This is a genomic window from Kitasatospora indigofera, assembly GCF_014655955.1.
Taxonomy (GTDB): Bacteria; Actinomycetota; Actinomycetes; order Streptomycetales; family Streptomycetaceae; genus Kitasatospora; species Kitasatospora indigofera.
The window spans coordinates 36,427-56,024 of record NZ_BNBO01000045.1; the positions used below are offsets into that span (position 1 = coordinate 36,427).

The 19,598-nt window shown below is 73.2% G+C and carries 17 protein-coding genes; 11 read left to right on the forward strand and 6 right to left on the reverse strand.

What is annotated here, in order from left to right; genetic code table 11:
• Positions 1-363: 363 nt before the first annotated feature.
• Positions 364-783 carry a PLD nuclease N-terminal domain-containing protein gene (locus IE329_RS29325; RefSeq protein WP_190214016.1) on the reverse strand — a complete coding sequence of 140 codons (420 nt, stop codon included), beginning with the start codon at positions 781-783 and terminating at the stop codon, positions 364-366.
• Between the two features lie 73 nt (positions 784-856).
• On the opposite strand from IE329_RS29325, the gene IE329_RS29330 reads away from it, so the two are divergent.
• The 3 genes from IE329_RS29330 to IE329_RS29340 all read left to right on the forward strand — a co-directional run bounded on the left by IE329_RS29330 (position 857) and on the right by IE329_RS29340 (position 3,955).
• Entirely contained in the window at positions 857-2,314 is a 1,458-nt protein-coding gene (locus IE329_RS29330) for a menaquinone biosynthesis decarboxylase (protein WP_190214017.1), read from the forward strand.
• Complete coding sequence (mqnP, locus tag IE329_RS29335) at positions 2,311-3,219, forward strand: menaquinone biosynthesis prenyltransferase MqnP (protein WP_229927861.1); 909 nt, start codon at positions 2,311-2,313, stop codon at positions 3,217-3,219. The genes IE329_RS29330 and mqnP overlap by 4 nt, the downstream gene beginning before the upstream one ends.
• A gap of 361 nt (positions 3,220-3,580) precedes the next feature.
• Positions 3,581-3,955: a VOC family protein gene (locus IE329_RS29340; RefSeq protein WP_190214018.1), complete on the forward strand. Its 375-nt coding sequence runs from the start codon at positions 3,581-3,583 to the stop codon at positions 3,953-3,955.
• An 81-nt stretch (positions 3,956-4,036) separates the two neighbouring features.
• Here the strand turns inward: IE329_RS29340 and IE329_RS29345 are convergent, their stop codons facing one another.
• Both IE329_RS29345 and IE329_RS29350 read right to left on the reverse strand, forming a co-directional pair.
• Complete coding sequence (locus IE329_RS29345; RefSeq protein WP_190214019.1) at positions 4,037-4,753, reverse strand: MOSC domain-containing protein; 717 nt, start codon at positions 4,751-4,753, stop codon at positions 4,037-4,039.
• Between the two features lie 89 nt (positions 4,754-4,842).
• A complete protein-coding gene (locus tag IE329_RS29350; protein WP_190214020.1) occupies positions 4,843-5,589 on the reverse strand; it encodes a cyclase family protein in 747 nt (248 codons plus the stop codon).
• A 67-nt stretch (positions 5,590-5,656) separates the two neighbouring features.
• On the opposite strand from IE329_RS29350, the gene IE329_RS29355 reads away from it, so the two are divergent.
• From IE329_RS29355 to IE329_RS29380, 6 genes are all read left to right on the forward strand, one after another.
• On the forward strand, positions 5,657-6,343 hold the full coding sequence (locus IE329_RS29355) for a UbiX family flavin prenyltransferase (RefSeq protein WP_190214021.1): 687 nt from the start codon (positions 5,657-5,659) through the stop codon (positions 6,341-6,343).
• A gap of 119 nt (positions 6,344-6,462) precedes the next feature.
• The gene (locus IE329_RS29360) at positions 6,463-6,924 is read left to right on the forward strand and encodes an Lrp/AsnC family transcriptional regulator (protein ID WP_073924403.1); all 462 of its coding nucleotides are present in this window, start codon (positions 6,463-6,465) and stop codon (positions 6,922-6,924) included.
• 4 nt (positions 6,925-6,928) lie between these two features.
• Positions 6,929-7,915 (forward strand): threonine ammonia-lyase, encoded by a 987-nt coding sequence (locus IE329_RS29365; RefSeq protein ID WP_190214022.1) that lies wholly within the window; start codon positions 6,929-6,931, stop codon positions 7,913-7,915.
• Positions 7,916-7,962: 47 nt separating this feature from the next.
• Positions 7,963-9,126, forward strand: coding sequence for an aminofutalosine synthase MqnE (mqnE, locus tag IE329_RS29370; protein WP_190214023.1), 1,164 nt, complete (start codon positions 7,963-7,965; stop codon positions 9,124-9,126).
• Positions 9,127-9,240: 114 nt separating this feature from the next.
• The gene (locus tag IE329_RS41890; RefSeq protein ID WP_190214024.1) at positions 9,241-10,767 is read left to right on the forward strand and encodes a L,D-transpeptidase family protein; all 1,527 of its coding nucleotides are present in this window, start codon (positions 9,241-9,243) and stop codon (positions 10,765-10,767) included.
• A 141-nt stretch (positions 10,768-10,908) separates the two neighbouring features.
• Positions 10,909-11,853 carry a beta-ketoacyl-ACP synthase III gene (locus tag IE329_RS29380; protein ID WP_190214025.1) on the forward strand — a complete coding sequence of 315 codons (945 nt, stop codon included), beginning with the start codon at positions 10,909-10,911 and terminating at the stop codon, positions 11,851-11,853.
• Positions 11,854-12,104: 251 nt separating this feature from the next.
• On the opposite strand, the gene IE329_RS29385 is transcribed toward IE329_RS29380, so the two are convergent.
• Positions 12,105-12,752 (reverse strand): TetR family transcriptional regulator, encoded by a 648-nt coding sequence (locus tag IE329_RS29385; RefSeq protein WP_190214026.1) that lies wholly within the window; start codon positions 12,750-12,752, stop codon positions 12,105-12,107.
• 406 nt (positions 12,753-13,158) lie between these two features.
• Here IE329_RS29385 and IE329_RS29390 point away from each other — a divergent pair, with 406 nt between their 5' ends.
• Positions 13,159-15,522: an outer membrane protein assembly factor BamB family protein gene (locus IE329_RS29390; protein WP_190214027.1), complete on the forward strand. Its 2,364-nt coding sequence runs from the start codon at positions 13,159-13,161 to the stop codon at positions 15,520-15,522.
• 69 nt (positions 15,523-15,591) lie between these two features.
• Here IE329_RS29390 and galE read toward each other — a convergent pair whose 3' ends face one another.
• Complete coding sequence (galE, locus tag IE329_RS29395) at positions 15,592-16,575, reverse strand: UDP-glucose 4-epimerase GalE (protein ID WP_190214028.1); 984 nt, start codon at positions 16,573-16,575, stop codon at positions 15,592-15,594.
• 191 nt (positions 16,576-16,766) lie between these two features.
• On the opposite strand from galE, the gene IE329_RS29400 reads away from it, so the two are divergent.
• Positions 16,767-17,906, forward strand: a complete 1,140-nt coding sequence (locus IE329_RS29400) for a S1C family serine protease (protein ID WP_373311331.1) — start codon at positions 16,767-16,769, stop codon at positions 17,904-17,906.
• A gap of 251 nt (positions 17,907-18,157) precedes the next feature.
• On the opposite strand, the gene IE329_RS29405 is transcribed toward IE329_RS29400, so the two are convergent.
• On the reverse strand, positions 18,158-19,297 hold the full coding sequence (locus IE329_RS29405; RefSeq protein ID WP_229927866.1) for a sensor histidine kinase: 1,140 nt from the start codon (positions 19,295-19,297) through the stop codon (positions 18,158-18,160).
• Between the last annotated feature and the right edge of the window lie 301 nt (positions 19,298-19,598).

Sequence of the window (19,598 nt, forward strand, 5' to 3'; positions counted from 1 at the left end):
TTACCGACTCTACGAGGCCCGGCAGCTTGGTTTCGGCGTCGATTCCGTACAAGGTCGCGAGCGATTAGATGTCAGTCCTGAACAGAAAGCGCCCCCATCGGGCCCACCGGGCCGGTATCGGGGCGGATCTGCCGAGCGGTGTCGGCGGGGCTTGGAGGAAGACGGGAAGGTGCAGGTCAGAGCCGCTGGTCCAGAGCCGTTCGAGGGCGGATGGAGGGATTCTCCGGCTCGGCCCGAGTGATCTGTGCATGTCGGCGAGTGCCGTCGTCAGGGCGGTGGACTCGTAGGGATGCGCCAAAAATGCGGAAGCCCACCACGGGCGGTGCCGGGTGGGCTGTCCGGGGGAGCGGCGGGCGGGCCGGGTCAGCCCCGGCCGCCGGTGTCCGGGTCGTCCTTGCCCCGCAGGTCCTCCTCGCGGCGGCGCAGGTCGGCCTCCCACTGCTTGAGCATGTCCTCGTGCCGCTTGTTGTCCTTCTTCAAGGACGCCAGGAACTCGGGGTCGTCGTCCGGCGCGGTGCTGCGGCCGGCCGCGGGCCGCTCGTACTCCGGGTAACCGGCGGTGCCGGAGGGCCAGGCCACCTGGCGGCGCTGGGCGCCGGCCCGCTGCTTGCCGGCCACCAGCCAGGCGATCGGGCCGAGCAGGACCTCGCCGAAGAGCAGGATGATGATCACCCACACCACCTTGGGCAGGTGGCGGACCTCCTCCTCCGGCGTGGTGAGGCAGTCGATGAACGCCCAGATCCACAGGGCGAGCACGATCAGGAACGGAAGCATCCTCAGCACGGCGGTGATCTCCCCCGGAGACAGGTGGGCCCCTTGACCGGCCCAGGCTATCGGGTGGCGGATACTGACTCGCATGGCATACGACGATCTCCGCTCGTTTCTCCGGGCGCTGGAACGAGAAGGCGACCTCAGGCGGATCAAGGCCGAGGTGGATCCCCATCTGGAGATCGGCGAGATCGTCGACCGGGTGCAGAAGGCCAAGGGCCCGGCGTTGCTCTTCGAGAACGTCAAGGGCGCGGCGATGCCGCTGGCCATGAACGTCTTCGGCACCGAGCGCCGGCTGGCCAAGTCGCTCGGCCTGAAGGGCCCGGAGGAGATCTCCGAGAAGATCGCCGGTCTGCTGAAGCCGGAGCTGCCGCAGGGCTTCACCGGCTTCCGGGACGCCTTCGGCAAGCTGGCCTCGATGGCGCACGTGCCGCCGAAGAACGTGAAGTCGGGCGACGCCCCGGTGCACGAGGTGGTGCTCACCGGCGACGACGTCAACCTGGACGACCTGCCGGCGCTGTTCACCTGGCCGCTGGACGGCGGCTCCTTCTTCAACCTCGGCCTGACCCACACCAAGGACCCGGACTCCGGCATCCGCAACCTCGGCCTGTACCGCCTGCAGCGGCACGACCGGCGGACCATTGGCATGCACTGGCAGATCCACAAGGACAGCCGCAACCACTACGCGGTGGCCGCCAAGCGCGGTGAGCGCCTGCCGGTCGCGATCGCCTTCGGCTGCCCGCCAGCCGTCACCTACGCGGCGACGGCGCCGCTGCCCGGCGACATCGACGAGTACCTGTTCGCGGGCTTCGTGGCCGGCGAGCGGGTGCGGATGGTCGACTGCAAGACCGTGCCGCTCCAGGTGCCCGCCGACGCCGAGGTCGTGCTGGAGGGCTGGCTGGAGCCCGGCGAGATGCTGCCGGAGGGCCCGTTCGGCGACCACACCGGCTTCTACACCCCGCAGGAGCCCTTCCCGGCGCTGACCATCGACTGCGTGACGATGCGCAGGCGGCCGGTCCTGCAGTCGATCGTGGTGGGGCGCCCGCCGACCGAGGACGGCCCGCTGGGCAAGTTCACCGAGCGGTTCTTCCTGCCGCTGCTGAAGATCATCATCCCGGACATCGTGGACTACGACCTCCCCGAGGCCGGCGGCTTCCACAACTGCGTGATCGTCTCGATCGACAAGAAGTACCCCAAGCACGCCCAGAAGGTCATGCACGCGATCTGGGGCGCCCACATGATGTCGCTGACCAAGCTGATCATCGTGGTGGACGCCGACTGCGACGTGCACGACTACCAGGAGGTGGCCTGGCGGGCGCTCGGCAACACCGACTACAGCCGGGACCTCTCGGTCGTCGAGGGCCCGGTCGACCACCTGGACCACGCGTCCTACCAGCAGTTCTGGGGCGGCAAGGCGGGCATCGACGCCACCCGCAAGCTCCCCGAGGAGGGCTACACCCGCGACGGCGGCTGGCCCGAGATGGTCACCTCCGACCCGGAGACGGCCGCCCTGGTCACCAAGCGCTGGAAGGAGTACGGGCTGTGAGCACCACCGCCGATCTCTTCGAGGCCCCGCCGCCGAACAAGGCCAAGGCCTTCCTGCGGCTGGTCATGATCGAGCACTCGGTGTTCGCCCTGCCCTTCGCCTACATCGCGGCCCTGACGGCGATGTTCCTCACCGACGAGCGGGTGCACTGGTCCACGCTGGTGATCGTGACCGTCTGCATGGTGGGCCTGCGGACCTTCGCGATGGCCGCCAACCGGATCATCGACCGCGAGATCGACGCCCGGAACCCGCGCACCGCCGGCCGCGAACTGGTCACCGGCGCCGTCTCGATGCGCACCGCCTACACGGGCTCGGCGATCGCCCTGGTGGTCTTCCTCGGCGCCGCCGCCCTGCTCAACCCGCTCTGCCTGGCGCTCGCCCCGGTCGCCGTCGTCCCGATGGTGGTCTACCCGTACGGCAAGCGGTTCACCGACTTCCCGCACGCGATCCTGGGCCTGGCCCAGGCGATGGGGCCGGTCGGCGCCTGGCTGGCCGTCACCGGCAGCTGGTCCTGGGACGCCGTGGTGCTCGGCCTCGCGGTCGGCATCTGGATCGGCGGCTTCGACCTGATCTTCGGCTGCCAGGACGTCGCCGCCGACCGCGCCGAGGGCGTCCGGTCGGTGCCGGCCCGCTTCGGCATCGCCGGCGCCCTGTACGGCGCCCGGGCCTGCCACGTCCTCACCGTGCTGCTGCTCGGCTGGTACGCCGTCCTCACCGACGCCGGCCCGGCCTTCTGGGTGGGGCTGCTGGTGGTGGTCTGCGCGTTCGTCTACGAGCACTCCATCGTCAAGCCCGGTGACCTCTCGCGGCTCAACCGCGCCTTCTTCACCACCAACGGCTTCGTCGGCATCTCGCTCTTCTTCTTCGCCCTGCTCGACCTGGTGATCCGGGGGCTGGGCGTCTGACCGTCCCGCCCCCGGCGCCCGGCGTCCGGACTCAGGCGTCGATCTCGCACCACAGACCGGTACGGCTCGAATGGCCGTACCGGTCCGCCGCGTTCAGCACCGGCAGCGCGGCCGCCTGCACGCTCCGGTCGGCCCCGCCTGGCCGCCTCCGCCGAGGCGTGGCAGGGGTTCGTGACGGCCGCAGCGGCGGGCCTGCTGGAAGGGGCCTGACCCGCGGCCCGGCCGCCGTCCTCGACGGGCGCCGGGGTGGGCGGGCCGGCCGGTCCGGGCGGCGACGGCGGGGCGGCGGTTTCGGGGCGCGGCGAGGTGGTACGCGTAGGTGTCGTACCTGTCCGCCGCCCTTCCGGAGGAGTCAGCCCGCATGATCGGCAAGCTGCAGTGCATCGTCCTGGACTGCCACTACCCGGCCGCGCTGGCCCGCTTCTACGCGGCGCTGCTCGGCGGGGAGGTGGACCGGCCGGATCCGCGGTGGTCGCTGGACGAGGACTGGTCCACCCTGCACACCGACGGCGGGCTGGTGGTGGCCTTCCAGCGGGTGCAGGACTTCCACCCGCCGCAGTGGCCGGACCCGGCCCACCCGCAGCAGATCCACCTGGACGTCGACGTCGAGGACATCGAGGCCGCCGAGCGGGCGGTGATCGCCCACGGTGGCGCGCCGCTGAAGGCGTACGAGGGCTGGCGGGTCTACGCGGACCCGGCGGGGCACCCGTTCTGCCTGATCGGCGGTTCCGCCTGACCGGCGGCCCGGTGGCTCTTCCTGACCGGCGGCCGGCCGTCGCGTCCGGCCGACCGGGCCCCGGCGGGGCTCAGGCCGGGGTCAGGCCAGTGTCAGGCTGTCGCCCAGCTGCAGCCGGCCCGGGCGGCGGACCTCGGCGAGGGCGTCCAGGTGGCCGTCGTGGGAGGCGAAGATCGCCTTGAGGATCTCGGGGGCGTGCGGCAGACCCGGTTGCGGGGCACCGGTCATGACGCAGCGTTCGCTGGAGCGGAGGAAGGCGAGCCGGGGGCCGGCCCGGCCGGTGACGGTGGCCTCGTGGCCGAGCCAGTGGTCCTCGACGAAGGGCGGGGTGCCCGGCGGGGTGCGCAGCAGGATGTTGGGCCGGAACCGGCGTTCGTCGACGACGGTGCAGGGCGCGGCCTCGCGGACCCAGTCCAGGGTGGCGGTGGTGAGCACGCTGACCGGCAGCTGGTCGAAGTGCGAGACGGCGTCCTCGCGGGCGAGTTCGACGTCGTCCAGCTGGAGGAAGGCGCGCAGGAAGGCGTCGGGGTCGGTGACCGGGCGGCCGAGCGGGTCGAGCAGGACGGGCCCGTCGAGGCGGTGGCCGAGCCGGGCGCCGAGGCGGAGCAGGCCGTCCATCCGGCGGAAGCGGCGGGTGTTCTTGCCGGAGCCGAGCTTGCCCGCGCCGTCGCGCACGGCGTAGAGCCGGTCGCCGGCCAGGCCGCGTTCGTCCACCTGGACGGAGTCGAGCTGTTCGCCACCGGTGGATTTCACGGGGTAGCGCCAGAGCCGCTCGACCACACCGATGATCTCTGCCATGGCGGGCAGCCTATCGGCGGGTCGCCATGATGGTCTAGACCAAGGTCCGGGCCGGCTCGGTTCGTTCGGGCCCTGCGGGGCCCGGCGGTTCAGCCGATCCGGGCCACCGCGCGGACTGGCGCGCCGTCCGCCGCGACGAGCCGCAAGGGGAAGAACGAGACCTCCACGGGCACCCCGGCGCCCTGCGCCGCCAGCAGCGGGGTGAGGTCGGTGAGGTTCTCCGCGATCACCGCGCCGCCCTCGGCGCCGAGCAGCACCCGGTGCGCCGCGAGGCCGCCGCCCTCCTCCGGGTGCCCGCCGTCGTGCTCGTCGGCGAGGTCGGCGAGCAGCGCCGCCACCGCCGGGTCGGCCGGGCCCGGGTCCGCCGTCCGGTCGATGCTGAGGGCGTCCACCCCGATGGTCCGGACGCCGGCCGCGACCACGGCCTCGGCGGCGGCGGGCGTCAGGTAGGGGTGGGCGAGGTAGTGGTCGGTGCCCCAGTGGCGGGGCCAGCCGGTGGCCAGCAGCAGCACCGCGCCGGGGGTGACCAGCGCCAGCGCGTCCGCGAGCAGGCCGGGGGTGACGGCGGTGCGCGGCTCCAGGCCGCGCAGGTCGGCGAGCACGGCGGGGCCGGTGAACAGGCCGAGCGGCAGCCCGTCCAGGGTCGGCCAGGTGACGTCCACGTGGTACGGCGCGTCCACATGGGTGCCGGACTGCGAGCCGAGGTGCAGCCCGAGGACGTTGACCCCGGCGGTGGCGGTGGTCAGGGCCGGCCGCAGCTCCACCTCCGGGTCGCCCGGGTAGACGGGCATGCCGGTGGTGAGCGGATGGGTGAGGTCGATCAGCGTCGGCGCCATGGCCCCATCCTCCCGTGCCCGGCGGGCCCGGCGGATCCAAACCGGTGCTGCGTATAGAAATGAGGTCATGAGCGCAGCGAAGTCAGCAGACGGTACGGCGGTCCGGCGGCCGTGGGTGGTCGGGGTCTCGGGGGCGTCGGGCACCCCGTACGCGGCGTCGGTGATCCGGGGGCTGCTGGCCGCGGGCGAGGCGGTGGACCTGGTGGTCAGCCGGGCCGCCCGGCTCACCATCCTGGACGAGACCGGCATCTCCTTCCGGGACGCCCACTGGCGGCAGGACCTGGCCCGCTGGCTGGGCTCGGACGAGGGCCTGGACGACGTCCGGCACTGGGCCGCCGGGGACTTCGCGGCCGGCCCCTCCAGCGGCTCCTACCCGGCCAAGGGGATGCTGGTCGTCCCCGCGACCACCGGGGCGGTGGCGGGCATCGCGCTCGGGCTGAGCAAGGACCTGCTCCAGCGGGTCGCCTCGGTCACCCTCAAGGAGCGCCGCCCGCTGGTGGTCTGCGTCCGCGAGACGCCGCTCAACGGGGTGACGCTGAAGCACCTGGTGGAGCTGGACGCGCAGGGCGCCGTGGTGCTGCCCGCCTCGCCCGGCTTCTACGCGGGCGGCTCCACCGTGCGCGAGCTGGTGGACTTCGTGGCCGGGCGGGTGCTCGACGCGGCCGGCGTGCCGCACCTGATGTACCGCCGCTGGGAGGGCGAGTTGGGGGCGGCCGCCAGGGGGCCGGCCGGGGCGGCCGACACGGTGGAGTGAGCGGGCCCCGGCCGGGAGAGTATGTTCTTTGCGATATCCGGGTTGGTCTGCCCATGGCACCTTTGATTCCGGATAATGATCTGTGGGTCTGGTGAGGTTCGGAAGGACGCGGACGGTATATGGACACGGTGGACAGACAGCTCATCCAGGCGCTGCGGGAGAACGGCCGCGCCTCCTACGCCGAGCTGGGCCGGCTGGTCGGCCTGTCCGGCCCGAGCGTGACGGACCGGATCAACCGTCTGGAGCAGGCCGGCGTCATCACCGGGTACCGCGCGACGGTCAACCCGGCCTCGCTCGGCTTCGGCGTCACGGCCCTGATCGGCCTTCAGCTCACCGACGCGGCCGACCACGAGGACGTCGCGCACCGGCTCAAGGAGCTCGGCGAGGTCGAGGACTGCTGGTTCATCGCCGGCGACGACTCGTACATGCTCAAGGTCCGGGTCTCCAACGTGGAGGGCCTGGAGTCCGTGGTGAAGCGGCTGTCCGGCACCAAGGGCGTGGCCCGGACCCGGACGACCGTGGTGCTCTCCACCAAGTGGGAGAACCGGGTCAGCGAACTTCCCCTCGACGAGACGGAGTAGGGCGATGGCACTGGTCGGCCTGGAGGAGCTGCGCGCGGCGCAGCGGCGGATCGAGGGCGTGGCGGTCCGGACGCCCCTGATGCCCTGCCCCTGGGCCGACCGGGGGCCCGAGGACGGGTCGGCCGAGCGCCGGCTCTGGCTGAAGCCGGAGAACCTGCAGCCGACCGGAGCCTTCAAGATCCGCGGCGCGTACAACCGGCTGGCCGCGCTGAGCGGCGCCGAGCGGGCGCGCGGGGTGGTCGCCCAGTCCAGCGGCAACCACGCGCAGGCGGTGGCGTACGCGGCCCGGCTGCTCGGCCTCAAGGCCGTCATCGTGATGCCGGACACCTCGCCCGCGGTCAAGGTGGCGAGCACCCGCTCGTTCGGCGCCGAGGTGGTGCTCGTCCCGCCGGAGCAGCGCGACACGCTGCCCGCCGAACTGGCGGAGAAGCACGGCTACGTCTGGGTGCCGCCCTACGACGACCCGTGGATCATCGCCGGGCAGGGCACCGTCGGCCTGGAGATCGGCGAGGACGCCCCGGACGAGCTGGACACCGTCCTGGTGCCGGTCAGCGGCGGCGGCCTGATCTCCGGCACCGCGGCGGCCCTCAAGCTGAGCTGCCCCGGCGTACGGGTGATCGGGGTCGAACCGGAGCTGGCCGCCGACGCGCAGCAGAGCCTGCGCACCGGCCGGCGCACCAGCTGGCCGGTGGCCGACACCTACCGGACCGTCGCCGACGGGCTGCGCACCCCCTCGGTGGGCGAGCTGCCCTTCGAGCACCTCCAGGCCTACGTCGACGACATCGTGACCGTCGGCGAGGACGAGATCCGCGACACCGTCGCCCTGCTGGCCCGCAGCGGCCGGCTGGTGGCGGAGCCGTCCGGCGCGGTGGCCCCGGCGGCCTACTTCCACCGGTCGGCCGAACTCGGCGGCCGGGTCTTCGCCGCCGTGGTCAGCGGCGGCAACATCGACCCCGGCCTGCTTGCGGAGCTGCTGGCAACCGGGGCGTAGGCTCGTTCCGGTCAACGAATCGAATGTGCAGGGAGGCGGTCCGCCGCATGGACGCAGGGCTGAAGCGCGAGCTGGAGGCGAAGGTCTACGCGGGTGAGCGGCTGACCCGCGAGGACGGGATCGCGCTCTACGAGAGTGACGACCTGGCCTGGCTGGGGGGTCTCGCCCACCACGTCCGGACGCAGAAGAACGGCGACGTCGTCCACTTCAACGTCAACCGTCACCTCAACATGACCAACGTCTGCTCCGCCTCCTGCGCGTACTGCTCGTTCCAGCGCAAGCCGGGCGAGAAGGACGCGTACACGATGCGCATCGAGGAGGCCGTGCGCCTCGCGAAGGCGATGGAGGTCGACTCCCTCACCGAGCTGCACATCGTCAACGGCCTGCACCCGACCCTGCCGTGGCGCTACTACCCGCGCAGCCTGCGCGAGCTGAAGGCGGCGCTGCCGAACGTCTCGCTGAAGGCCTTCACGGCGACCGAGATCCACTGGTTCGAGAAAATCAGCGGCCTGTCCGCCGACGAGATCCTCGACGAGCTGATCGACGCCGGCCTGGAGTCGCTGACCGGCGGCGGCGCGGAGATCTTCGACTGGGAGGTCCGCCAGCACATCGTCGACCACGCCACCCACTGGGAGGACTGGTCGCGGATCCACCGGCTGGCGCACAGCAAGGGCCTCAAGACCCCCTCGACGATGCTCTACGGCCACATCGAGGAGCCCCGCCACCGGGTCGACCACGTGCTGCGGCTGCGCGAGCTGCAGGACGAGACCGGCGGCTTCCAGGTCTTCATCCCGCTGCGCTACCAGCACGACTTCCACGACTCCAAGGACGGCGTCGTGCGCAACAAGCTGATGGCCCGTACGGAGATGGCGACCGGCGCCGAGGCGCTGAAGACCTTCGCGGTCTCCCGGCTGCTGTTCGACAACGTCCCGCACGTGAAGGTGTTCTGGGTGATGCACGGCGTCACCACCGCGCAGCTGGCGCTCAGCCACGGCGCCGACGACATGGACGGCTCGGTCGTCGAGTACAAGATCACCCATGACGCGGACAACTTCGGCACCCCGAACAAGCTCGGCCGCGAGGACCTGCTCGGCCTGATCCGTGACGCCGGGTTCCGCCCGGTGGAGCGCAACACGCGCTACGAGATCATCCGCGAGTACGAGGGGCCGGATTTCCAGCGCCGCGAGACCCCGCAGGCGATGCGCCTCTGACCAGCGGATTCGACGGCCCCCGACCCCCTCGCGGGTTCGGGGGCCGCATTTTGTGACAGTGTTGCCCGGCCCCGCGGGTTTCCCAACAGGCCCCGGATTTGGCAGGATCGCCGCATGTCCGGATCCCACCGCGCTCATCCGCTCCCCCACACCGGCGCCCAGGCGGCGGTTCCGGGGGCCCGCCGGGAGCCGGATCCGTACCAGCCCGCCGGGGCGTCGTACCCGTCGTACGGGCAGTCGCAGCAGCCGGCCCAGGAGCAGGCCCACGGCTCCTACGACCAGGCCTACCAGCAGCAGCCGTACCAGCAGCAGGCGTATCCGGCGCACGAGGCCTACCCGTCCGGGTACCAGCAGCCCTACGCCGGCGGGTACCAGCAGCAGTACCCCGCCGAGCCGTACGGGCAGCAGTACCCGGAGTACCCGGCCCACCGGTCCTACGAGGCGTCAGCGCCGTACGAGGCCCCCGGGCCCTACGAAGCCCCCGGGCCCTACCGGGCCACCGCGCAGTACCAGGCCCCCGCGCCGTACCAGGAGTACGGGACGTACGGGGGCGCCGGTGTGTACGAGGCCTCCGAGCCGTACGAGCCGGGCGACGAGGTGTACCTGCGGAGCGGTGCCGAGGACGGCGGCGACGAGTCCTACGGCTCCGGCGGTTGGTTCGAGCCGGCCGGGCCGGCCGGGCCGCACCGCTCCCAGGGCGTCCACGAGCCGGCCGACGAGCCCGGGCCCGCCGTCGTCGTCGCGCGCGCCGTGCCCGGCGCGACGGCCCCCGGCGAGCCGCGCTCCCAGGGCCGCCGGCGCAAGGCGAAGAAGAAGTCCCACGGCGGCGCCCTGACGGCCGGTACGGCGCTGCTGCTGGCCGCCGCCGCGGCCGGCTGGTACACCGTCGGCCCCGGCGGGGCGGCCCCCGCGGTCACCTCCGCCGACGGCGGCGGCCCGGAGGGCCCCGACGCGGCCGCCCCCGACGCCGCGCCGCAGGCCGCCCAGGCGGCCGCGGCCCACACCGAGGCCCCGGCGGCCGACCGCAGCGAGAGCCGCGCCGACGGCTCGCTGGTCGCGATACCGGGCCTCGGCGCCGCGTTCACCGCCCGGATACCCGCCACCACCAACCAGGTCGTGCTGGCCTCGGGCAAGAACAAGGACGGCAACGAGACCACCGTCACCGTCTGGACCAGGACCCCGGAGGGCCGCTGGCTGGCCGGTGAGGCCTGGGCCGGCCACAACGCCTACAAGGGCTGGACCACCGACCACAACGAGGGCGACCTGCGCAGCCCGATCGGCGTCTTCACGCTGACCGACGCGGGCGGCCGCAACGCCGACCCGGGCAGCAAGCTCCCGTACGACAAGGACGCCAACTTCGTGGTCAGCGGCAAGGGCTTCGCGGGCGAGTCGCTCGCGGGCTCCTTCGACTACGTGGTCGCCATCAACTACAACCGGGTGCAGGGCGCCTCCCCGCTGGACGCGCGGCGTCCCAACGGCAGCACCAAGGGCGGCGGGATCTGGATCCACGTCGACCACGGCGGTCCCACCCACGGCTGCATCTCCGTCCCGGAGGACAAGATGGCCAGGTTGCTGCAGCTGCTGGACCCGGCGGCCAACCCGGTCATCGTGATGGGCGACGCCGCCTCGCTGGCGGCCTGACCACCGCACACCGGTACCCGGTGGCCCTCCTGGCGGACCATGCGCCCCATGGGCTCTTGTCCGGCCCCTACAGCATCCGGGGGTGGATCCTGTAGCCGGTCGCGACCGGATGACCAGCCGGTAACGGGGTTGAGTGGCTGTATGAGCGGATCCCGCATTGTTGCCCTGGGGCACTACCAGCCTCCCAAGGTCCTCACCAACGCCGAACTGTCGACGCTGGTGGACACCGACGACGAGTGGATCCGCAGCCGCGTGGGAATCCGCACCCGGCACATCGCGGTGGACGAGTCCCTGGTGGACCTCGCCACCGAGGCGGCCCAGAAGGCGCTGGCCAACAGCGGCCGGTCGGCCGCCGACGTCGACCTGGTGGTCGTCGCGACCTGCACCGCGGTCGAGCGCAGCCCCAACACGGCCGCCGCCGTCGCGGCCCGCCTCGGGGTGCCCTCCCCGGCCGCGTACGACATCAACACCGTCTGCTCCGGCTTCTCGTACGCGCTCGCGACCGCGGACCACGCGATCCGGGCCGGCGCCGCCCGGCTGGCGCTGGTGGTCGGGGCCGAGCGGATGTCCGACACCATCGACTGGACCGACCGCACCACCTGCGTGATCTTCGGCGACGGCGCCGGCGCGGCCGTGGTCGAGGCCCAGGAGGAGGGCGGCGAGCCGGGCATCGGCCCGGTGGTCTGGGGCTCGGAGCCGGAGAAGGGCGACGCGGTCGTCATCACCGGCTGGGACCCGACCATCAGCCAGCAGGGCCAGTCGGTGTTCCGCTGGGCCACCACGAAGATCGCCCCGCTGGCCCGGCAGGCCTGCGAGAAGGCGGGCATCGACCCGTCCGAGCTGAAGGGCTTCGTGCCGCACCAGGCCAACCTGCGGATCATCGACGCCATCGCCAACAAGCTCGGCGCGCCCGACGCGGTGATCGCCCGCGACGTGGTCGACTCGGGCAACACCTCGGCGGCGTCCATCCCGCTGGCCTTCTCCAAGCTGGTGGAGCGCGGCGAGCTGGCCTCCGGCGACCCGGTGCTGCTGTTCGGCTTCGGCGGCGGGCTGGCGTACGCCGGCCAGGTCGTGCGCTGCCCCTAGGCCCCCTCGGGCCGCCCGGCGCGCCCTGACCGCCCCCGGGCCCCCGGGAGCCGTCGGGGCCCCTGGCAGGCCCCTGGAGGGCTTGTGACATGCCGGTGGGCGGGACCCTGGGAGGGTCCCGCCCACCGGCATGTCTGGCGCACTGCGGTACGTCGGCGAACCTCCCCCGAGGCAACGGCCGCCGTCCGTCGTTCCCCGGACAGGAGGCCGGGGACGTGCGCGGAGCGGATGGCTGGATAGGAGGGAAGGACCTACTTGGGCGGCTTCTTGCCGGTGACGCCCAGGTACACCAGGGGTGCGAGGTTGGGCTTGAGGTCCTTGACCTTGACGCCCCAGGCCGTGAAGGCCTTCCCGTGCTCCGCCGCGGAGGCGAGCAGCGAGATCAGCGCGCCGGAGACGGCGGCCGGATCCAGCGTCTTGTCGGCCTGGCCCTTGCTCTGGAGGTCCTTGACGGCATCCGTGAGCGGCTTGGCGACCGAGTTGAGGACGGTCATGCGGATCTTGAAGAACCGCTTGTCCCCTTCGGCGGCACCGAGAGTGACCACTCGGAGAATGGCGTCGTTCTTGCGCCAGAAGGCGAGGAATCCGTCCACCAGTTCTTCCGAAGTGGCGACACCGGATTTCCCTGCCCAGGACTTTCCGGCGACGAGCTCTTTGAGCCCGTCGCTGTCCTTGGCCATTTCCTCGGCGATCTCGAGGACAGCGCCCTCGACATCCGGGAAGTACTGGTAGAAGGTCGCGGGGGAGGTACCCGCCATACGGGCGACGTCGATGACCTTGACGTCCCGATACGGCGACGTGCTGAGCATCTCGCGGAGGCAGTCGAGCAGCTTCTGCCGCGTCTCCTGCCCGCGTCGCCCGGCGACGCGACCGTCGACGGTGCGAACTTGTCCTGTCATGCCGTCAGCTTACCGTGGCACGATCTTGGCGCGATTCGGTGATGCGACTATTACTCCGCCCGGGGGTGGTATACAACCGCCAAACCGGTCCCTGCGGATATTCACCGGGCCCCGGAGGCACTGTTTTGGAGCCCCCCCGTGAGCTGATGACCTCGCAGCGTGACGACGAGTCCGCTGAGGGATGGTCGGGTGGCGCTCCGTAACCTTGACGGGGCCGGCGGGACCCTCCGGGGCCGCCGGAAGGGGCGTCAGAATCCGGCCAGAACTTTCACAGTGGACGCCGGGGGGCGCGCGGGACGCGGGCCGGGCGCCCTGGGCGGGGGATGTTGGATCTGACCCGGGCGGCGTTGGAGAATCAGACCGGCACCCCTCGGTGGGTGCCGGGAGACGGGGAGGTGGCAGCGGAGTGGACCAGCTGACGGCGCACGATCCGAGGCGGATCGGGCCCTTCGAGGTGCTGGCGCGGCTCGGCGCGGGGGGAATGGGCCTGGTGTACCTGGCGCGCTCCGCGTCCGGCCGGCGGGTGGCCATCAAGACCGTGCGGGGGGAACTGGCCGAGGACGAGCTGTTCCGGGTCCGCTTCGCCCGCGAGATCGCGGCCGCCAAGACGGTCGGCGGCTTCTACACGGCCGCCGTGGTCGACGCGGACGCCGACGCCCGGGTGCCCTGGCTGGCCACCGCCTACGTGCCGGCCCCCTCCCTGGAGGACCTGGTCGGCGAGTGCGGGCCGCTGCCGGTCGGCGCGGTGCGCTGGCTGATCGCCGGCATCGCCGAGGCCCTGCAGTCGATCCACGCGGCCGGGCTGGTCCACCGCGACCTCAAGCCCTCCAACGTGCTGGTGGTGGAGGACGGCCCCCGGGTGATCGACTTCGGCATCGCCGCCGGCGTCTCGCACACCCGGCTCACCATGACCAACGTGGCGGTCGGCACTCCCGCCTACATGTCGCCCGAGCAGGCCCGGGACAGCCGCAGCGTGACCGGCGCCAGCGACATCTTCTCGCTCGGCTCGCTGCTGGTCTTCTGCGCCACCGGGCACCCGCCCTACCGGGGGGCCAACCCCGTCGAGACGGTCTTCCAGCTGCTCCGCGAGCAGCCCGACCTCTCCGGCCTGCCGGTCGAGCTGGTGGACCTGGTCCGGGCCTGCATGCGGCCCTCGCCCGAGCACCGGCCGACGCCCGCCCAGATCCAGGCGGAGCTGGCCCCGCACCTGTTCTCCCGGGACGACGCCTCCGGCGAGGCGGGGGACTGGCTGCCCGCCAACGCGCTGGACCTGATCGAGCGCAAGCGCAGCAGCCGGCGGCCGCTCGCCCAGCCCCCCGCCGTACCGGCCCAGCCGGCGCCCCCGCAGCCGGTGGCCCCGCAGCCCCGGCCGGTCCCGCAGCTGCCCGGCCCCGCCGACCCGCGCACCGCGCAGCACGGCCGCGCGCTGCCGCCGCCGCCCGGCCGGACCGGGCCGGTGCACGGCGCCCGGCCGGGCCCCGTCCCCGACACCGAGGCGGCCACCGAGAAGATCGCCGCCCGCCGGCACCGGGCCCCGGCCGGCGAGAGCGCGGCCGAGGTGCGGCTGCCCGGCGCCTCCGTCCGGATAGGCCCGGGCCCCCGGGCCGAGCAGGGCGCGGACGGGGCCGCCCCCGCCGAGACGGACTGGGTGCGCCGGGCGGCCGTCCCGCCGCCGGCCAGGGCCACCCGCTGGCGCCCCTGGCGGTTCCGGATGTCCAACGACGTCTGGGGCACCCCGGTGGTCGCCGACGGCACCCTGTTCGTCTCCAGCTTCGAGGTGCACGCCCTCGACATCGGCACCGGTGAGCGCCGGTACAAGACCCGGGACGTCGCCTGGGCGATGGCCGTGGACTCCGGCCGGGTGCACGCCGCCGACGGCCCGCACCTGTACACCGTCGACGTGGCGGACGGCACCGAGCGCTGGCGCAACTCCCTCGACGGCTGGGTCTTCTCGCTGGACGCCGCCGACGGGGTGCTCTGCTGCGGCATCCGGGGCGGCGGTGTCCAGCTGCGCTCGGCCGCCAACGGCGCCGAGCTGTGGCGTGCCGACGACGCCCAGCAGGACTACGAGAACCCGCAGTCCGGGCCCGTCCTGGTGGGCGGCGCGGCGTACTACTACGGCGGTGGCCGGCTGCGCTGCGTCGACCCGCGCGGGGCCGGCCTGCGCTGGTCGTTCCCGGTCGGCGAGGACGTCCCGTCCCGGCCGGTCGAGCGGGCCGGGGTGCTGTACGTGACGGCCGGTACCCGGGTGTACGCGCTGGACACCGCCACCGGCGCGGAGCGCTGGCGCTTCGAGGCCCCGGTGGTGCTCTTCACCCCGCCCGCGATGGACGCCACCGCGGTCTACGTGGCCGACTACCTGGGCACCGTCTACGCCCTGGACGTCACCACCGGACGGGACCGCTGGCGCGGGCGGACCGGCAGCCGGCAGGGCGCCGAACCGGTGATCGTGGCCGACGGCACCGTGCTGATCGGCAGCGGGGACCGCCTGCACGCCTTCGACACCGCCACCGGCCAGGAGCGCTGGCGCTACACCGCCCGCGGCGAGATCGTCGGCTCCCCGGCGGTCGCCGACGGGCTGGTCCACCTCGGCAGCCGGGACCACTCGCTGCACACCCTGGACCTGTCGACCGGTCAGCTGCGCTGGGAGCTGGGCACCAAGGGCGAGCTCACCGGCTCCCCGGTGGCGGTCGGCGGCCGGGTCTTCGTCGGCAGCAAGGACCGGTGCGTCTACGCCCTGGACGCGTACTACGGCACCGCGGTGCCGTAGCCGCGCCGGGGACGACGCGGGGGCGGGTGCCCGGTCACCGGCACCCGCCCCCGTGCGTCGCCGCCGGCCCTACCTGCGGGCGCCGGGGTGGCGGCTGCACCAGCCGTCCCAGGCGGAGGCCACCATCTCCTCGACGCCGTACCTGGCGCTCCAGCCCAGCTCCTTGTGGATCAGGTCGGCCGAGGCGACCACCCGGGCCGGGTCGCCGGGCCGGCGCGGGGCGACCTCGCCGGTGGCGTCGTACCCGGTCACCCGGCCGATCACGTCCAGCATCTCCTTGACCGAGACGCCCTCGCCGCGGCCGATGTTCAGGACGAGCGAGGTCTCCCCGGCCTTGTCCGTGCGCATCCGGCGGGCCGCCGCGATGTGCGCCGAGGCGGTGTCGGAGACGTGGATGAAGTCACGGACGCAGGTGCCGTCCGCGGTGGGGTAGTCGTCGCCGAAGATCCGCGGGGCCCGGCCGGCGGTGAGCCGCTCGAAGACCATCGGGACCAGGTTGAGGACGCCCGTGTCGGAGAGCTCCGGCGACTGCGCCCCGGCCACGTTGAAGTAGCGCAGCGAGACGGTCGACATGCCGTACGTCCGGCCGGCCGCCGCCACCAGCCATTCGCCGGCCAGCTTGGTCTCGCCGTACGGGTTCATCGGGTGGCAGGGCGTGTCCTCGGTGACGAGGTCGACGTCCGGCATGCCGTAGACCGCGGCGGAGGAGGAGAAGAGGAACCGCTTGACGCCGCCATCGGCCGCCGCCTCCAGGACGGTCTGCAGGCCGGTGATGTTCTCCCGGTAGTACAGGAAGGGCTGCTCGACGGACTCGCCGACCTGCTTCTTCGCGGCGAAGTGCAGGATGCCCTCGACCTCGTGCTCGCGGATGGCGCGGTCCAGCGCGGCCCGGTCCAGGGTCGAGCCCTCGACCACGGCGACGCCCGCGGGCAGCCGGGTCCGGTCGCCGGTGCTGAAGTCGTCGATGAGGGCGACCCGCTCGCCCGCGTCGATGAGCTGACGCACGACGTGCCCGCCGATGTATCCAGCCCCGCCCGTGATCAACCAAGTCATGACCGAATCCTAGGCCGTTCGTCCGCGGGTGATCGGTTCCCGTTGCGGCGTCCGGGCGGCCCCGCCGGGCGAGTCGGCGCGTCGATTCGGACAAAGAGGTGAAATGCTGACAAAAATCGGCCCCCGTCCTCGACCTGAGGAGAGCTCTCCCCAGGGCCGGGCCGCGCGCGTACGGAACCGGAGGCAGCCAGGTGCACCCCAAGAAGGAACCCACCCGCCCGATCCCGGCCGGGCCCCGGCCGACCGGACCGCGCACCCCCGGCCGCCGGCTGGTCGCCGCCGGCGCGGCGACCGCGCTGGCCGCGCTGGCCCTGGCGGGCTGCAGCAGCGGCTCCGCCTCCTCGAACAGCTCCTCGCCCGGCGCCACGTCCAGCGGCTCCGCATCGGCCGCCGCGGGCGGCAACCAGCTCCAGGACGACTACGAGCGGGTGATCTCCGAGGTGCTGCCCTCGGTCGTCCAGATCACCACCGCCGGCGGCCTGGGCTCGGGCATCGTCTACGACGGCAAGGGCAACATCGTCACCAACGCCCACGTGGTGGGCACGGCCACCACGATGACCGTCACGCTGGCCAACAGCACCAAGTCGCTGGACGCGACCCTGGTCGCCAGCTACCCCGACTCCGACCTCGCGGTGATCAAGCTGACCAGCCCGCCGAGCGGGCTGAAGCCGGCCGTCTTCGCGGACAGCAAGAAGGTCGAGCTCGGCCAGATCACCCTCGCCATGGGCAGCCCGCTCGGCCTCGCCAGCAGCGTCACCGAGGGCATCGTCTCGGCGACCGGCCGGACCGTCTCGGAGCCCGGGACGGGCGGCGCCCCGGGGGCCACCATCGGCAACATGGTGCAGACCTCGGCCGCCATCAACCCCGGCAACAGCGGCGGGGCCCTGGTGAACCTCGCCAGCCAGGTGATCGGCATCAACACCCTCGCCGCCACCGAGCCCGAGGGCAACGGCGCGGTCGCCCCCGGCATCGGCTTCGCCATCCCGGCGTCCACCATCACCAGCATCACCGACCAGCTGATCAAGAGCGGCAAGGTGACCAACTCCGGCCGGGCCGCCCTCGGCATCACCGCCCGGACCTTCTTCGACGCGGGCTTCCAGCCGGCCGGCGCGGTGATCGTCTCGGTGGTCTCCGGCGGGCCCGCCGACTCGGCCGGGCTCCAGGTCGGGGACGTGATCACCAAGCTGGGCGACACCGACATCACCACGCTGAACTCGCTCACCACGGCGCTCGCCTCGCTCACCCCCGACAGCAAGGTCACCGTCACCTACGTCAGGGACGGCCAGTCCAGGACCGCCGACGTCACGCTGGGCACCCTGCCCACCTCCTGACCCTGCCGGCCGGCCCGGGACCACCGGACCGGCCGGCAGCACCAACCCGGCCCCGGCCGGCCGTCCGCGCACCGCGCAAGGGTCCACGGACGGTGGACGGGACCGTCCCTGCCCCGTACGCCGGTGCGGACGCAGGGCCGGCCGGGGCGCCGCCACTGCCTCGGCGGCGCCCCGGCCGTTCGTCCGCGCCGGCTGTCCGGGCCCCGGCTGCGTACGTCCCCGGCCGTGCCCGGGGGGTGGGGGTGGCCGGGTCAGACCCGGCGGGCCGCCCGGGTGTGCCACGGCAGTTCGATCGTCACGGTGGTCGGGCCCCCCTCCGGGCTCTCCACCAGGAAGACCCCGTCCACCGAGCGGATCCGCTCGGCCAGCCCCGCCAGGCCGCTGCCGGGGTAGGGGGCCGCGCCGCCCTTGCCGTCGTCCTGGACCAGCAGCATCAGCCGGTCGGCGGCCCGCCAGAGGTCCACCGTGGCCGTGCGCGCGCCGGCGTGCTTGGAGACGTTGGTGAGCAGCTCGCTGACGGTGAAGTACGCGATGCCCTCCACCGCGGAGTCGGGGCGCTCGGCGGAGCCGTCCGCGCCCCGCAGGTCCACGTGCACCTTGACGCCGCCGGGGACGGTGCAGCGGGCGGCGACCGCGGACAGCGCCGCGTCCAGGCCGCGGTCGGTCAGCACGGCCGGGTGGATGCCCCGGGCGAGGTCCCGCAGTTCCTGGAGGGCGAGCTTCACCTCGCCGTGCGCGGCGCCGACCATCTTCGCGGCCGCCTCCACGGTGTCGGGGGTCGGCTCGTCGGTCAGCTTCTCCTTGGCCAGGCCGAGGTCCATCGCCAGCGCCACCAGCCGGGCCTGGGCCCCGTCGTGCAGGTCCCGCTCGATCCGCCGCAGGTCGGCGGCGGCGGTGTCGACCACCGCGCCCCGGTCGTCCTCCAGCTCGCGGACCCGCTCGGACAGTGCGGTCGGGGCGAGCAGGCTCTCCAGCAGGATCCGGTCGATCGCGGTCTGGGCCCCGACCACCCACGGCAGCACCGGCCAGCCCACCAGCAGGAACACCAGGGTGACGGCGAAGGTCAGGACGCCCCAGGGCAGCAGCAGCACGTGGTACAGCGCCGAGCGCCAGCCCAGCCCGTCGGTGAGGGTGGCGGTCGCCCAGCCGGCGACACCCGGGCGGCGCACCCGCAGCGGGTCCGGCTCGCCGACCACGGAGCCGGCCGACCGGGCCCGGGCCCTGGCCAGCGCCCCCAGCCGGCGGCACCCCGCCAGCCCGAGGGCCAGCAACGGCAGCCCGACCACGGTGACCGACAGGGCGACCCCGACGGAGAGCAGCGCCACCGTGAAGGTGAAGCCCACGATCCCCAGCGGCAGGTTGAGGAGCAGCTGCAGGACCTGCCGCCACATCTGCCCGCCGTACACGGGAACCCGCTCACCCTGGGCGTCGCGCAGCCGTACGGTGTCCGCCGCGCGGTGGAGCAGTGGCTTCATCTGATGTCTACCGTCCCTCTCGGTCAAGCTCGTGCTCCCAGCTTCCCGGGTGGGCGGCGCGCGGGGCCATGGGGGTGTTCCGTGTACCCGTCCGGGGGTTATCCCCACCCGGGCCGTCTTGGTTGGCGGGCAGGGTACGGCAGCCGGTGGCGCTGCACTTAGACTCACGCCTTGACGATGGTTATGGGTGCGTAAAGAACGCGGCAGTACGGTCCTC